The organism is Paenibacillus sp. FSL H7-0326, from assembly GCF_001955535.1.
In the GTDB taxonomy this organism is placed as follows: Bacteria; Bacillota; Bacilli; order Paenibacillales; family Paenibacillaceae; genus Paenibacillus; species Paenibacillus shunpengii.
Window position 1 is genome coordinate 62,361 of record NZ_MPVN01000006.1, and the last position, 13,274, is coordinate 75,634.

Consider the following 13,274-nt stretch of genomic DNA (forward strand, 5'->3'; position numbering starts at 1 on the left):
TCGTTTCATTACCACATGAAGCGATGCCTTTTGCTATCTATATCAATCGATCCAGGTCATGCATCATGGCCAGCTTGGATAGACTGTTCCTATGCTCATGGCTGATCTCGAACAGCTTGGGTCGTCTTGGAACGGTCAGATGACCAAGACTATCGGTTTGAGTCAGCCAGTCTTCCCGTGATATTTTCTCATACGGTAAGTCCTGCCAAACGTTTAATAGTTTTGGGCTGTACAGCTTGTTCCCTGACGGGAGCGCTTCATTACGGCTCAGCATAGGAGATACGAGAGCCTCGTGTGTAGAGAGCTCTTTTTGATCTGTGAAAAACTTAGGCCAGTATTCACTTCTTGAGCCTTCATGAGGGACGGCATATGCATAAGCAGCAGCCCGATCCAGCACCTGCTCGTGTCCAAATAGCAGCGCATACAGATTCTTGCCAAAAGCAATCCGCTCATGCACCTTACTGAAATTCGACAAGGTCAAGCCAACGAGCTCCTCATTGATACCGAGCGGGATGACAATATGGTTCAGCCCCGCAATTTCATGTGAACGAAAGGACAGAGTAGAAGTCACATGGTGCTGGTAGAACGAATTGCGTATGACGCGATACTCAATATAATTCTGTTCATTAATGATGAGTCCAACCGTCAGCAGTGCACTGTCCCTATTCAGCCAGAAATGCTCCCAGAAGGGAACCATGAAGGAGGAAATGTGAAACTCCGATAGCAAATGAAAGTAGCTCCGGCCCTTTTCCTTACTTTTCATATATAGCAGCAGCTGTGGGTAAGCGTCTTGAAAAATAAGTGCGTTGCACCGTTCAAGCAGCAGGTATACCCTTTCTTTTTCTTGGTCATTCAGGATGGTCTTCAGCAATCCGCTGTGTAGATCTGTCATATTGTATCCACCGTTCCGGGATACGAAGTGAGCGAGAAGTGCCCAGTGCAGCTCCGGATAAGACTTGTAGCAGGCGAGGTAAGCTGCTGTTCTTGAGACATTGCTCCGGTTGTGATATTTCGTCAGCTCTTTGATCTCCTGAACGAGCTCCAGCTCCTCTACACTGTAAGGGTCAAGCTGGCTGCTCCGAAGGGAGGCTGTCTGAACACCAGACGTTCTCACACTTGCCATCATATGCTCAAGCTGTTGCTGTATCTGTACGGCAGAAGACGTCTGCCACGTCAGGGAGAGAAGTGGATGACGCAGTTTTTTGGAGGCTTCCCAGGCTGATCTCTTCCCAGTGATCATTTCCTTGATCGTGACCGGAATCGTTGTAATCAGCTGCCAAATAGAAGGCTTGGCCTGCGCTTGGTAATCTGGATGGTCCATCATCATATCTCCCTTTCGTTGAATCGTCTCACGATGCTTACTTACGATGTTTACTAGTATGCACACAAAATTTGACTTCCACTCTATTGTTTGCTTCACTAAGGTTAGATAAAGGTAAATAGCAGAAAGGATGGTACACATGAAATTAATGAATTCCAAAGCTGAATTTGACGTATCTATACAATCCTCCAACCTGGTCGTTGCTGTATTTAAGGCGGATTGGTGCGGTGACTGCACCTATATCAATCCATTTATGCCAGAGGTAGAGGAGAAATATGCCGATTCCTTATCGCTTATTCAGGTTGATGTGGATAAAGTGGAGGAGGTTAGTCAGGAGCAGAATATTCTGGGCATTCCGAGCTTTGTTGCTTACACGGATGGCCGGGAACTGATTCGTTTCGTCAATAAAAACCGTAAATCACGCGAGGAGATTGAGACCTTCCTGGATCGTGCGGTTGAAGTGTACAAGTCCATTCATAAATAAGAAACTCAAAAAAACACCGTTCTCCTTCTTTCGAAGGGAGCGGTGTTTTGCTGTGTAATGATGGATATACTGAGATGAGTGCAATGATTTGTGATTGATTTGGCAGCTCAGCGTGTTATGAAATAGATTTTATGCGTTAACATTTTGTCACAATCGGTTTATGCTGCGGATTCTTTTATCCGGTATAATTGAAAAAGAGCTGATGGATAGCTTCACCATATTTTATAACAGCAGGTGAATGAAGTTGAAACATATCAAATTGTTAAAATGGGTCAGTTTCGTGACGACCATATTCATGTTCTTTGCCACCTTTGGCGGCGGAGTCGTTACCCGGACCGAGTCCGGTCTCGGCTGCGGCAATGAGTGGCCGCTGTGTCATGGTAAATTTGTACCGGCGCATACACTTGCTTCACTTATTGAGTATTCCCATCGCATAGTAAGTTCCACAGCTGGGCTGCTTGCGGTTGCGACCTTTGTACTATTCTGGCTGTACAGCAAGAAACGCCGTGATTTACAGATATTTGCGTTATTGACGTTAATATTTGTCATTATCCAAGGAGCAATGGGAGCACTCGCTGTTGTCTTCTCCCAATCTCCACCCGTGATGGCACTGCACCTTGGGTTTGCGTTTATCTCGCTTGCGAGTGCACTGATGACAACGCTTGGGGCCAGACAGGAAGAGAAGTTTGGAGGTCTTGAACGGTTTGACAGACTGCCGCGCGTCAGTAAGGGCTTCCGTAATCTGGTATGGATTACCGCGATTTATTCCTACGTGGTTGTCTATACGGGTGCTTTTGTAAGTCATACGAGCTCTGCAGGCGGCTGCTCCGGCTTCCCTCTATGTAATGGAGAGGTTGTGCCTCAGTTGTCTGGCGGAGTCGGCATAGCCTTTATGCACCGGGCAGCTGCATTTCTGCTGGTAGCTGTCGTTGCTGTACTCAGTCACTATGCTTACCGGCACCACAAGAATAATCGGGAAATGCAGGTGCTTGGGCTGTCAGCGATCGGTCTAATTATACTTCAAGTGCTCTCTGGTGTTGGACTAATGCTGACGATGAATCGTCCTGAAGTCTATATGTTTGTCGTACTGGCACATATGACGATCATTGCCGTCTTGTTCGGTATGCTGTGCTATATGAGCTATGTCGTGTGGAGACTTGCCAAGCCCGCGGGCAGTAACAAGCTGTAACAGAAGCCAGAGGGAATCTAACCGTTTTTTTTCGGGCAGCGTTCTGCTGCCCGGCATACATAACTTAGACGTATGTCCCGCCCTTGTTAAGCCTTCGGAGATGTTCTCCGCAGGCTTTTGTTTTCAACATGCTTGATAACGGGGTACATATCTTGCATGAACTCACCTCTAATCCATCATTTTATCCTTCAGGATCAAGTTATGGTTGTGAGGTGCAGAATTCGGGAAATATAAGCTGCACAGATGCACAGGAGGACACGCATATGCTTCGAACTTTATTGGGAGAGCCCGCCCGGGTTAACACCGGAGAACTAAAAGAAGCCATGGATACCATGGCGAAGACACTGCAGCTGCTTGGAGCGGCTATAGATCGAGGAAACGACCCTTCACATGATTATCGCAAGCTCGATATTTGGACCCGAGGCCTGATGACCTCACTTGATGAACTGGAGCAGAGCACTTTTGCCGCTTCTTTCTTTGCCGCTAAAGTTCACTCCTCCTCAACAGAAGATATGGAACCGGATGAGAAGGCGGATTACGCACGGTATGTTTATTTTTACAAGGATGGCTTTATTCGCATGTTTGCTATCCTCGATAAGCTTGGTAACCTGCTGGATGACTGGTATGAGCTTCATACTTCCAAGGTGAAGGTGCATTTCTCGTACTTTACGGTTCTTCGTCAATTTGAATATTCGAAGCAGCATATGCCGCTTGTTCAGGAGCTGAACGATCTCAAGGATCAATATTCGGACTCGATGAACCGGCTTCGTAAACGAAGAAATACAGAAATCCATCACATGAATGTAGAGATGGTGGATGATCTGTGGCAGAAGCATCAGACTCTTCATGGCAAGGTTGAGCTGGAGGATCTGAGGTCCTTTACACAGGATCTTGAGCTGGGACTGGAGCTGGTATCCAAGAGCGTGACGGCGGCATTTCATTACATTAATAACAACTGGCAGAAGAGCACACCGAAGGCCAAAAGCTCTGTCAAATCCTCATCATAAGAAATCCGATAAAAATAATGTAATATTTTCCTTTGACAAGTAGTGTAAAGTATTTTATACTTTCACTTAGTTTCTGAAATTGCTGAAATGAATAAGTGAATTAAACACACAATCGCATATATGTTCTTATCGAGAGTGGCGGAGGGACAGGCCCTATGAAGCCCGGCAACCGATTCTGTATTGTAGTCAGTAAGACTGCTGTACCCGAATGACATGGTGCTAAATCCTTCAAGACCGTGAGGTTACTTCTTACGATCTTGGCAGATGAGAAGGAATCGCTTAATGATAACAAGCCCCTTTTTGTCTAGCAAAAAGGCGGCTTTTTCTTTTTATCGGACATTCTTCCACGAGGGATTCGGGTAGAAAGCAAGGCATACGGGTAAAACAAGTGTAAAGAAATAGAAGCTCTGACATAGAGAAGAACGGATTGCAGTAAGTAAGGAGGTACCTCATTTGATCGAACTAAAAAATATTAAAAAGGACTATGGCAAAGGGAAACAGGTCACGACGGCCTTATCCGGGCTTAATCTGTCCATTCAAAAGGGTGAAATCTTCGGCGTCATCGGTCATTCCGGCGCAGGGAAGAGCACGCTGATTCGTTTAATTAATTTGCTTGAGCGGCCGACAGCCGGTGAGGTATGGGTCGGCGGTATAAACATGACCAGGCTTGGTAAACATCAGCTGCAGGCGAAGCGCCGCAAGATCGGTATGATTTTTCAGCATTTCAACCTGCTCAGTTCAGCTACTGTATATGATAATATCGCGTTTCCCCTACGGCTCGTGAAGACCAATCAGGCGGAAGTGGATCGTAAAGTGAAGGAACTGCTAGAGCTGGTTGGCCTGACCGAGCATAGTAAGAAGTATCCTTCTCAGCTCTCAGGCGGTCAGAAGCAGCGCGTCGGCATCGCACGTGCGCTGGCAAGCGACCCGGAAGTGCTGCTATGTGATGAGGCAACCTCAGCACTGGACCCGCAGACGACGAATTCCATACTTAAGCTGCTGCTGGATATCAACAAACGCTTTAATTTGACCATTGTACTGATTACACATGAGATGCATGTGATTCAGTCGATCTGTGATCGTGTCGCCGTCATTCATCAGGGCGGTATTGTGGAAGAGGGTCCGGTGACGGAAGTGTTCCTCAAGCCGCAGCATCCTGTAACCCAGGACTTTATTCTACGGGAAACAGATTCGGGCGACCTGCTCGGTGAAGCCATTATGGCGACGCATTTGGAACATTCCCAAACTGTCAAAATTACGTTTCTCGGAAGCAAAACGTATGATTCGATTCTGTCGCAGACGGCTAGAAGGCTTGGTATTGATTTTGCCATCCTGCAAGGAACCATCTCAACTATTAAGCAAGTGCCTTACGGACAGCTTACGGTTAGACTTGAAGGTCCTCCTGAGCTGATTCGCAGTACGATAGATGAGCTAGTATCACAGGGACTAGAAGTGGAGGTGGTGGTATGATGGGGCTTGATTTTTCCGTCATCAACTGGGATGAATTCCAGAAGGCCACTTTAGATACATTAAAGATGCTGGGTGCATCCGGATTATTTTCCATTCTTATTGGTCTTCCGCTGGGCATTATTTTGTTCATGACTTCCCGTTCCACATCCGGAATCAGCAGGGCTGTTTACAATGTGCTGTCTGTAATTGTCAACATATTGCGGTCCGTTCCATTCATCATTCTGATTGTGGCGATGATTCCGATTACGAAAGAAATCGTGGGGACGGCGATCGGTGTTCTCGGTACGATTCCTCCGCTTGTTGTGGGGGCTGCGCCGTTCTTTGCCAGACTTGTTGAGACTGCGCTTCGTGAAGTCGACCGCGGTGTCATTGAGGCCTCACAGGCAATGGGCGCATCGACGGGTCAGATTATCTGGAAGGTGCTGATGCCGGAATCTCTACCGGGTCTGCTTGCAGGGATGACCATGACCATTGTTACGCTCGTATCCTACACAGCGATGTCGGGGATGGTCGGTGGTGGAGGCCTTGGTTCTCTGGCCGTCAACTACGGGTACTACCGCTATGAGAATGAAGTGATGATTATTGCTGTTATTATCATGATTGTGCTCGTGCAAGCACTGCAGATGATTGGGGATCGCTTGGTGAAGCATTTTACTCGGAGATAATAGACTCATCGCAAGTTCCTATTTAGGCGTATTTAATGAGAAATCTTAAGCTTACTTTGGATTTAGGGCATGGACGTTGTATGGTTCATCCTTTATCACATATATCGAGATTATATAGGAGGGTCATCTGTAATGAAAAAATGGTTCTTATCTGCATTAACTCTAACTCTGGTTCTGGTACTGGCAGCTTGCGGCAATGATTCCGCTCCCGATACAACAGGAAGTGAAGGCACGGGAGGCACAGAAGAAACAGTAACCTTGAAGGTCGGTGCAACACCAGTTCCACAAGCTGAAATTCTGGAGCAAGTCAAGCCAATTCTTGAAGAGCAAGGCGTTAACTTGGAAATTGTTACTTTCAACGATTATGTACAGCCGAACGTACAGCTAGATGAAGGCCAGCTCGATGCGAACTTCTTCCAGCACAAGCCTTACCTGGATAACGAAATAGAGACACGTGGTCTTAAGCTGGCGGCTCTCAATCCGGTACATGTGGAGCCGCTTGGTGCTTACTCGAATACGATTACCTCTGCAGATGAGCTGCAGGACGGTGCAAAGATTGCGATTCCGAACGATGCAACCAACGGCGGCCGTGCCCTTATCCTTCTGGACAAGAACGGTATCATTAAATTGAAAGACAACACTAACATTGAATCCAAGATCAGCGATATTGCAGAGAATCCAAAAAACTTGGAAATTATTGAGATGGATGCAGCGATGCTTCCTCGTCAGCTGGGTGAAGTAGAGCTTGCTGTCATCAACGTTAACTATGCGCTTGAAGCAGATCTAAACCCGCTGGAAGACGCACTCTTCCTTGAAGATGCAGATTCTCCATATGCGAATCTGCTCGTATCCCGCGAGGATAACAAAGATAATGAGGCAATTCAGAAGCTGAATGATGCTCTTCAATCCGATGAGATTAAACAGTTCATTGAAGATAATTATGCTGGATCTATCGTACCTGCATTTTAATTAAAGTAAGATGATAAACAGTCCCGTTCGGTACTTTGATGTTAAAAAAGTGCCGGACGGGACTGTTTCGTATGCCGTTCCTTTCATTCTGCCCTTCCCTATATTATACTGAAATAGGTAACCGCTCTTGTTAGAAGGAGGAAGGGATTTGGACAATAAAGTCGCCCTTATTACGGGAAGTGCGAAGGGCCTTGGCAAGATGACAGCTCTTCGGCTGGCTGCGGAAGGCTTCGATATTGCATTAAATTATGTGCATAGCAGGAAGGAAGCGGAAGCTCTTCAAGCAGAGATCATGGAGCTTGGTGTGCGTTGTATTGCGGTACAAGCGGATGTCTGTATAGCCGATGATACAGAGCGACTCGTCACCACGGTTGAGAAGGAACTTGGAGAAGTGGACATACTGATTAACAATGCAGGACCGTTCATTCGTGAGCGGAGGCTGTTTGCTGAATATAAGCAAGAAGAGATCATGATGCTGATGCAGGGCAATTTGGTCGGTACGATGCTCCTTGATCATCGGGTGCTGCCTTCAATGCGGCGCAAGAAATGGGGACGTATCATTCACTTTGGATTCAGTCACGCAGGAGAGGCAAGATCCTGGCCGCAGCGGGCGGTGTATGCGGCTGCCAAGGTAGGACTGGTTTCCTTCACGAAGACACTGGCCGTCGAGGAAGCGCCCTATGGAATTACAGTGAATATGATCTGTCCGGGGGATATTAGAGGAGATCATAAGGAAATGACGATTGAAGCGGTCAGCGGGCTCGTTGATAAGGAGACTCCTCGAGGCAGACCTGGCAGCGGAGAAGACGTTGCAAGAGTCATTCATTTCTTGTGTCTGGAGCAATCGGACTTTATTACCGGCAATATTATGGATATTTCCGGTGGACTCGATCCGATAAGACCGACCATTAAGGAATGAGAATGAGCGGGAGAAGTCAGAAGTGCCTCAAAAAAAAGAGTCCCGGCTTCTGCACATGACAGAAGCTTCGGGACTCTCTTATATGATGGTATGGGATACTAGAATACTTGAACAACTTCTTCTACGCCTTCGACTTCTTCGACTAGCGCGCGTTCGATCCCTGCTTTTAGTGTGATGGTGGAGCTTGGGCAACTACCGCAAGCACCCATCAATTTCAGTTTCACAATACCGTCTTCGACATCGACCAATTCCACGTCACCGCCATCGCGCTGCAGGAACGGACGAAGTTTATCGAGCACGTCAGAGACTTCATCATACATGGTGCTGCTTTGTACGTTTTCGCTCATATTATCAACTCCTTTCCTTCCCTTTATTATAGTATAAATTACGCCAAAATAAAATGGTCAAACCAAAAGCAGGTGAATAAAATGAGACCGATTATAGAATTTTGTACCAACAATATGCATTTTGGTACGGATGAGCTCTTTGAAGAGCTTGAAGAGAACATGGACTATGATGTCATCGAATACGGCTGCCTCAGCAATTGCGGACAATGCAGCATTACCCCTTTTGTACTGGTCAATGGTGAAGTTATCACCGCAGCCAGCCCTAAAGAACTGCATGAAGCCATTTTGTCCAAAATCGCTGAAGCTGACGCATGGGATGACTTGGATATATGAGTTAACCCGCTTGGTTTCAGCTAACCAAGATGACGTTTCGACATCCAGAGAACACCGCTCTTTAGAATACGCGGAACACGCCCCATCATGGAGGTCTTACCCATGAGCCCAAATCCGGCTTTTTTGCCTAGTGCACCCAGTGTGCCTCTCAGGCGAAGTGCCTCGACTTTGGGCTCTTCGTTTCTTAGAAGAGCAGAAATGACATGCGCAATCTGCTCACCTTGCACTTCAGCTGCTTGGGCGCTTGGGGCAAAAGGCAGGCTCGCACAGTCTCCGACAACATAGACTTCTTTGTATTCTGGAATCTGGTAGTACTCGTTCAATTTCACACGACCGCTTGGATCTTTCTCAACAGGCAGATCCTGCACCAATTGTACAGGCTGGATTCCTGCCGTCCACACAATGGCATCTGTCATAATTTCCTCATCCCGGTTATAGATCGAGCCAGGCTCAACACGGGATACAGAAATATGATTCTTGATCTCCACTTGATGCTCACTGAACCACTCACCCACGTAAGCAGACAAACGCTGTGGAAATGCAGAGAGAACACGTTCGCCGCGATCGAGTATGGTTACGTTTAGATCAGCGCGGCTTTCTCTTATTTCCGCTGCCATCTCAACTCCGCTTAAGCCGCCGCCCACAATATGCACATTGGCGTAAGGCTTGAGCTCACTTAGACGCATATAAGTTTCACGAGTGCTCTTGAAGCTTTGTATTGTGCAGCTATACTCTTCAGCACCTGGAGTGCCATGGAATCGATCGGTACAGCCAAGGCCGATGACGAGCTGATCATATTCAATCATTTCTTCATTTTGAATGGAGATGGATTTTGCATCCAGATCAATGCTCGTCACTTCACCATATCGATATTCCAATTGATGGTGAACCGGGTACTGTACACGAAGATCATAATCAGACACGGTTCCGGCTGCTAGTGCATAGTATTCTGTCTTCAGACCCTGAAAAGGCATGCGGTCGACCAGCGTGATATGGACATCCTTTGGCAATGGACCTTCAATTAAGTGTTTAACAATAGTGAGGCCGCCGTAGCCGCCTCCAAGTACAACAATATTCTTCATAGCGAAAAAACTCCCTTTCCTGATGTGCACCCACATAAAAAGAAGCTGTCAGTTGTCTGGTTATTACTAAAGAATATAAAATCGACAGTCCAATATTATGGGTAACGTCGTCTTTGTTGTTATTGCTTGGGCTGGTTCGTGCATAAGTAAGGATCAGTCCCTGCTCGAGAACTGATCCGTTAATAATTAAGAAGTACGTAAATGGGAGAGTCGACTGATCATATTCGATCTTATTCAAATACTTCAATCTCGTTATAGAACGTATCCCGTTCAACAGGAACACGTCCTGCTCCTTTAATGAGCCAGATCAGCTCCTTGCGGGTGAGTCCCGCTGGAGTCAGAGCACCTGCTGCGTGACTGATCTGTTCTCGGACAATTGTGCCATGTACGTCAGAGGCCCCGAAGCTTAAGGAGACCTGAGTCAGCTGAGCACCAATATTAATAAAGTAGGCTTTGATGTGGTCAAAATTATCTAGCATGAGTCTCGAGATCGCAATGGTCTTCAGATCCTCATAAGCGGAATTACGGCGCATGATGCCGGCGTTCTTGCTCTTCGGCTGCATGGATAGCGGGATAAATACGAGGAACCCCTTCGTCTCATCCTGCAGCTCGCGAATTTGGAGCATATGGTTAATCCGGTCTTCATAGGATTCCACAGATCCATACAGCATCGTGGTGTGTGTCTTCATGCCGAGTTGATGAGCTGTGCGGTGAACCTCCAAATAACGGTCTACATTTGCCTTGGTCACCTTCATTTTTCTACGATATTCATCGGAGAGGATTTCTGCCCCGCCCCCGGTAAGAGATTGGAGTCCCGCCTTCATGAGCTCCTGTAGTACTTCCTGGATACTGAGACCGCTGATGCGGGTGAAGAAATCAATCTCAGCGGCAGTATAGGCTTTCAGTGTTACATTCGGATATTTCTCGTTTAAAGCAGCAAGGGAATCGACATAATATTGAAAAGGCACATGCTGATTATGCCCGCCGACGATATGGAATTCCCGTACTCCCGGATGAATGTGCTGCTCCACATAATCAATCATTTCTTGCCCGGACAGCGTGTAAGAGCCTTCCTCGCCTTGATCTTTGCGGAAGTTGCAGAAGGCACAGCGTGCCTCACACACATTGGTGAAATAAAGGCTCATATTTTCGATAAAATAAACTTTCTTTCCGTTCTTGCGAAGATTTACTTCGTTAGCAAGCTGTCCGATCGTTAGCAGATCGTCGCTCTCATACAAGTAAACACCATCTTCAAGCGTAAGACGCTGACCATTCTGAACTTTCTCTATGATGGCAGCCATCTTCGAGTCCGTATGTGGTGTAATAAGGGTGGACATGCGCATTCCTCCTAGTCCGTACTTTTTTGGTTTGTGCTGTGACCATTAATTCATGCTCTCATATAGGTTTACCCGTAGGAGTCCCAAGATCAATCTTCAATAATGAATGGTTGTGAAAAAAGTTACAACTACATTTATGACAGCAACTGGATACACTGTGACAAAATATCGACAGTTTGGCCTCAAATACCCTACCTATTATAAACCTCACATTTCTTAGGTTCAATATCTGGAAATAAAAAGAATGCATTCTTAATAAAAAGCATACCGAAATGCGGATAGGTAACTCTTGAGGTACGAAAGTCACTGGAGTATAATTTAGTTATCAGGAAAGAAGGAGGTAAGACTTATGATTACAATTAGCGAGACAGCGGCAGAGCATCTGAAAGATATGCTTGAACAGCAGGAAACACCGAACATGTTCCTCCGTCTTGGTGTGACACCGGGAGGCTGCACAGGGTTCTCCTATGCGATGGGTTTTGATGATAACGAAACAGACGATGATGTATATATGACAATTCAAGATATGAAAGTAGTCGTGGAGAAGGACAGCCTTCGCTTCCTCGACGGACTTGAAATCGACTTTGAAGAATCCGGTATGACGGGCGGGTTCACCATTCATAATCCGAACGCGATTGCGACTTGTGGGTGTGGTTCTTCCTTCCGTACAGCTACGGACGCGGGTAAACCGAACGAAGAGCCTTGCTAAGACGGGAATTTAAAGTGTCTTTATAGTGTCTAACCATGAAACGGACCTTCTGAGCTATGTAAGCAGTATGCTTATTTAGTTCAGAAGGTTTTTCGTTTATTATGAATTATAAAATCAGATAAGTCAGCATAGAGGGGAGCTTGGCAGTGTGAGTTGGTTCTTTGCAGGTGTTTTTTGGCTGGTTTCTTTATCGGCCTTCCTTTTTGGGTTAAATTTAACAAGAGAATTACATAAGAGCACAGACTATTCCTCAAACGATTCCTCAGCAGGGTGGTTTTTTGATATCTTTTCCTCAATTCCAGGGCTAATTATAGGCTTCTTTAGCATCCTTCCTTGGTGGCTTGCAAGGACTGTACTTTTTGGAATTAGCATTATAATGCTTCTATTAGGAATCATTGTATTGAAAATATTGTAACTAGTTTCTTGGCATCCACGATAAGTGACACGAACCCGAGCTGCTCTCCTGTATTCCTATGGTCAAATCGTTTAAGGATGTGACCTCCATATGGAGTTTTGAGGATGACTTCATATTTCATGCCGAACTTCCGATACAAAATTTATATCCATTGTTCTTTGGGAACGGTATAAAGGGGAAATCATACTGATACATAAAATGATAAGGAACACGTTATTTTTACTTGTCGTGATTGCACTTCTAGTTATAGTCGTGAGGAAGGTATCCGAGCCTGTCTTCTCTGACCTGATTACACAGCCGATTACCGATAAAATAGCGCGAGATGCACTGGAGGATCTGCCTCTTCCTCCATCGCAGGAGGAGCTGATCGCGTACGCTCAGCAGCTTGCCGAGGAGGGGACAGTGCAATATTCTACAGATTTAACCCTTCAGTACGAGCAGGCATCTGGTGATAGTAAGGGCATCATGACGGCTGCTTACAAGGAAACGCTCCTTGGCTTTATTGATATGGAATCTTCATCACTGGCCGAGATTTCAAATCGTCCGATTTATGAAGAGAATGTGATGATTTCGAGCTCACTGGCTGCGGATATAGAGGGAGAGCAATATGCACAGACCCGTGCAGATCAAGATCAGCAGGCTGGCATGGATGCCATGCAGCTTGAGCCGGGTATGGTGCAGCAAGAGAACAGAGAGCAAGATAACCTTATAACGACGGACGCTTCTGTTCCTGTTGTTGAAGAAGGGGATGTGCGGAAGAGTGATGGAGGTCCCAGTTCAGGAAGCTCCAATACGGGCTCCGAATCCACTGACGTCACAGTTGACAGCGAGGTTTCGATTGCGGGCAATGAAGGAGTCGCTCTTTATGTAAATGAAGTGTATTTTGACCGTTATCCTAATCTTAAGGAGGCAGTTCGGCTGGCGTCATTGGTTAAAAATGCAGCACTGATTGATCTGCGTACAGATCAAGTGGTCTGGGACAATTATAAGCACAGCGCAGATTAGCCGGTGCAATAACGCTATACCT

Annotated in this window: 14 protein-coding genes and 1 riboswitch; of the genes, 10 read left to right on the forward strand and 4 right to left on the reverse strand. The window is 46.3% G+C overall.

What is annotated here, in order from left to right; translation table 11 throughout:
• Nucleotides 1–37 precede the first annotated feature (37 nt).
• The gene (locus tag BK126_RS23890; RefSeq protein WP_305954056.1) at nt 38–1,387 is read right to left on the reverse strand and encodes a DUF2515 family protein; all 1,350 of its coding nucleotides are present in this window, start codon (nt 1,385–1,387) and stop codon (nt 38–40) included.
• Between the two features lie 73 nt (nt 1,388–1,460).
• Between BK126_RS23890 and BK126_RS23895 the strand changes: the two genes are divergently transcribed.
• The 7 genes from BK126_RS23895 to BK126_RS23925 all read left to right on the forward strand — a co-directional run bounded on the left by BK126_RS23895 (nt 1,461) and on the right by BK126_RS23925 (nt 8,024).
• Nucleotides 1,461–1,805: a thioredoxin family protein gene (locus BK126_RS23895; RefSeq protein WP_047913551.1), complete on the forward strand. Its 345-nt coding sequence runs from the start codon at nt 1,461–1,463 to the stop codon at nt 1,803–1,805.
• Nucleotides 1,806–2,049: 244 nt separating this feature from the next.
• Nucleotides 2,050–2,994 carry a COX15/CtaA family protein gene (locus tag BK126_RS23900; protein WP_379264268.1) on the forward strand — a complete coding sequence of 315 codons (945 nt, stop codon included), beginning with the start codon at nt 2,050–2,052 and terminating at the stop codon, nt 2,992–2,994.
• A gap of 263 nt (nt 2,995–3,257) precedes the next feature.
• Nucleotides 3,258–4,001 carry a Cthe_2314 family HEPN domain-containing protein gene (locus tag BK126_RS23905; protein ID WP_076315018.1) on the forward strand — a complete coding sequence of 248 codons (744 nt, stop codon included), beginning with the start codon at nt 3,258–3,260 and terminating at the stop codon, nt 3,999–4,001.
• Between the two features lie 123 nt (nt 4,002–4,124).
• Nucleotides 4,125–4,272: riboswitch (SAM riboswitch) on the forward strand.
• A gap of 182 nt (nt 4,273–4,454) precedes the next feature.
• Nucleotides 4,455–5,471 (forward strand): methionine ABC transporter ATP-binding protein, encoded by a 1,017-nt coding sequence (locus tag BK126_RS23910; RefSeq protein WP_076315019.1) that lies wholly within the window; start codon nt 4,455–4,457, stop codon nt 5,469–5,471.
• On the forward strand, nt 5,468–6,136 hold the full coding sequence (locus tag BK126_RS23915) for a methionine ABC transporter permease (protein ID WP_076315020.1): 669 nt from the start codon (nt 5,468–5,470) through the stop codon (nt 6,134–6,136). The genes BK126_RS23910 and BK126_RS23915 overlap by 4 nt, the downstream gene beginning before the upstream one ends.
• 132 nt (nt 6,137–6,268) lie before the next feature.
• Nucleotides 6,269–7,105: a MetQ/NlpA family ABC transporter substrate-binding protein gene (locus BK126_RS23920; protein ID WP_076315021.1), complete on the forward strand. Its 837-nt coding sequence runs from the start codon at nt 6,269–6,271 to the stop codon at nt 7,103–7,105.
• 148 nt (nt 7,106–7,253) lie between these two features.
• Nucleotides 7,254–8,024: an SDR family oxidoreductase gene (locus tag BK126_RS23925; RefSeq protein WP_076315022.1), complete on the forward strand. Its 771-nt coding sequence runs from the start codon at nt 7,254–7,256 to the stop codon at nt 8,022–8,024.
• Nucleotides 8,025–8,122: 98 nt separating this feature from the next.
• On the opposite strand, the gene BK126_RS23930 is transcribed toward BK126_RS23925, so the two are convergent.
• A complete protein-coding gene (locus BK126_RS23930; protein ID WP_047913558.1) occupies nt 8,123–8,371 on the reverse strand; it encodes a NifU family protein in 249 nt (82 codons plus the stop codon).
• A gap of 81 nt (nt 8,372–8,452) precedes the next feature.
• On the opposite strand from BK126_RS23930, the gene BK126_RS23935 reads away from it, so the two are divergent.
• Nucleotides 8,453–8,704 carry a YuzB family protein gene (locus BK126_RS23935; protein WP_076315023.1) on the forward strand — a complete coding sequence of 84 codons (252 nt, stop codon included), beginning with the start codon at nt 8,453–8,455 and terminating at the stop codon, nt 8,702–8,704.
• Nucleotides 8,705–8,724: 20 nt separating this feature from the next.
• Here BK126_RS23935 and BK126_RS23940 read toward each other — a convergent pair whose 3' ends face one another.
• Nucleotides 8,725–9,786 carry an NAD(P)/FAD-dependent oxidoreductase gene (locus BK126_RS23940; RefSeq protein ID WP_076315024.1) on the reverse strand — a complete coding sequence of 354 codons (1,062 nt, stop codon included), beginning with the start codon at nt 9,784–9,786 and terminating at the stop codon, nt 8,725–8,727.
• A 230-nt stretch (nt 9,787–10,016) separates the two neighbouring features.
• Entirely contained in the window at nt 10,017–11,123 is a 1,107-nt protein-coding gene (gene mqnE / locus BK126_RS23945) for an aminofutalosine synthase MqnE (protein ID WP_076315025.1), read from the reverse strand.
• A 349-nt stretch (nt 11,124–11,472) separates the two neighbouring features.
• Between mqnE and BK126_RS23950 the strand changes: the two genes are divergently transcribed.
• Together BK126_RS23950 and BK126_RS23960 are read left to right on the forward strand one after the other, a co-directional pair.
• The gene (locus BK126_RS23950; protein ID WP_076315026.1) at nt 11,473–11,832 is read left to right on the forward strand and encodes a HesB/IscA family protein; all 360 of its coding nucleotides are present in this window, start codon (nt 11,473–11,475) and stop codon (nt 11,830–11,832) included.
• Between the two features lie 613 nt (nt 11,833–12,445).
• Nucleotides 12,446–13,252, forward strand: a complete 807-nt coding sequence (locus BK126_RS23960) for a hypothetical protein (RefSeq protein WP_076315028.1) — start codon at nt 12,446–12,448, stop codon at nt 13,250–13,252.
• Nucleotides 13,253–13,274: the final 22 nt, after the last annotated feature.

What these genes read in the sequence shown, in the direction of transcription:
- BK126_RS23895 (WP_047913551.1), top strand. Translation starts at nt 1,461, where the DNA reads ATGAAATTAATGAATTCCAAAGCTGAATTTGACGTATCTATACAATCC.
- BK126_RS23905 (WP_076315018.1), top strand. Translation starts at nt 3,258, where the DNA reads ATGCTTCGAACTTTATTGGGAGAGCCCGCCCGGGTTAACACCGGAGAA.
- BK126_RS23915 (WP_076315020.1), top strand. Translation starts at nt 5,468, where the DNA reads ATGATGGGGCTTGATTTTTCCGTCATCAACTGGGATGAATTCCAGAAG.
- BK126_RS23920 (WP_076315021.1), top strand. Translation starts at nt 6,269, where the DNA reads ATGAAAAAATGGTTCTTATCTGCATTAACTCTAACTCTGGTTCTGGTA.
- BK126_RS23930 (WP_047913558.1), bottom strand. Translation starts at nt 8,371, where the DNA reads ATGAGCGAAAACGTACAAAGCAGCACCATGTATGATGAAGTCTCTGAC.
- BK126_RS23935 (WP_076315023.1), top strand. Translation starts at nt 8,453, where the DNA reads ATGAGACCGATTATAGAATTTTGTACCAACAATATGCATTTTGGTACG.
- BK126_RS23940 (WP_076315024.1), bottom strand. Translation starts at nt 9,786, where the DNA reads ATGAAGAATATTGTTGTACTTGGAGGCGGCTACGGCGGCCTCACTATT.
- mqnE (WP_076315025.1), bottom strand. Translation starts at nt 11,123, where the DNA reads ATGTCCACCCTTATTACACCACATACGGACTCGAAGATGGCTGCCATC.
- BK126_RS23950 (WP_076315026.1), top strand. Translation starts at nt 11,473, where the DNA reads ATGATTACAATTAGCGAGACAGCGGCAGAGCATCTGAAAGATATGCTT.
- BK126_RS23960 (WP_076315028.1), top strand. Translation starts at nt 12,446, where the DNA reads ATGATAAGGAACACGTTATTTTTACTTGTCGTGATTGCACTTCTAGTT.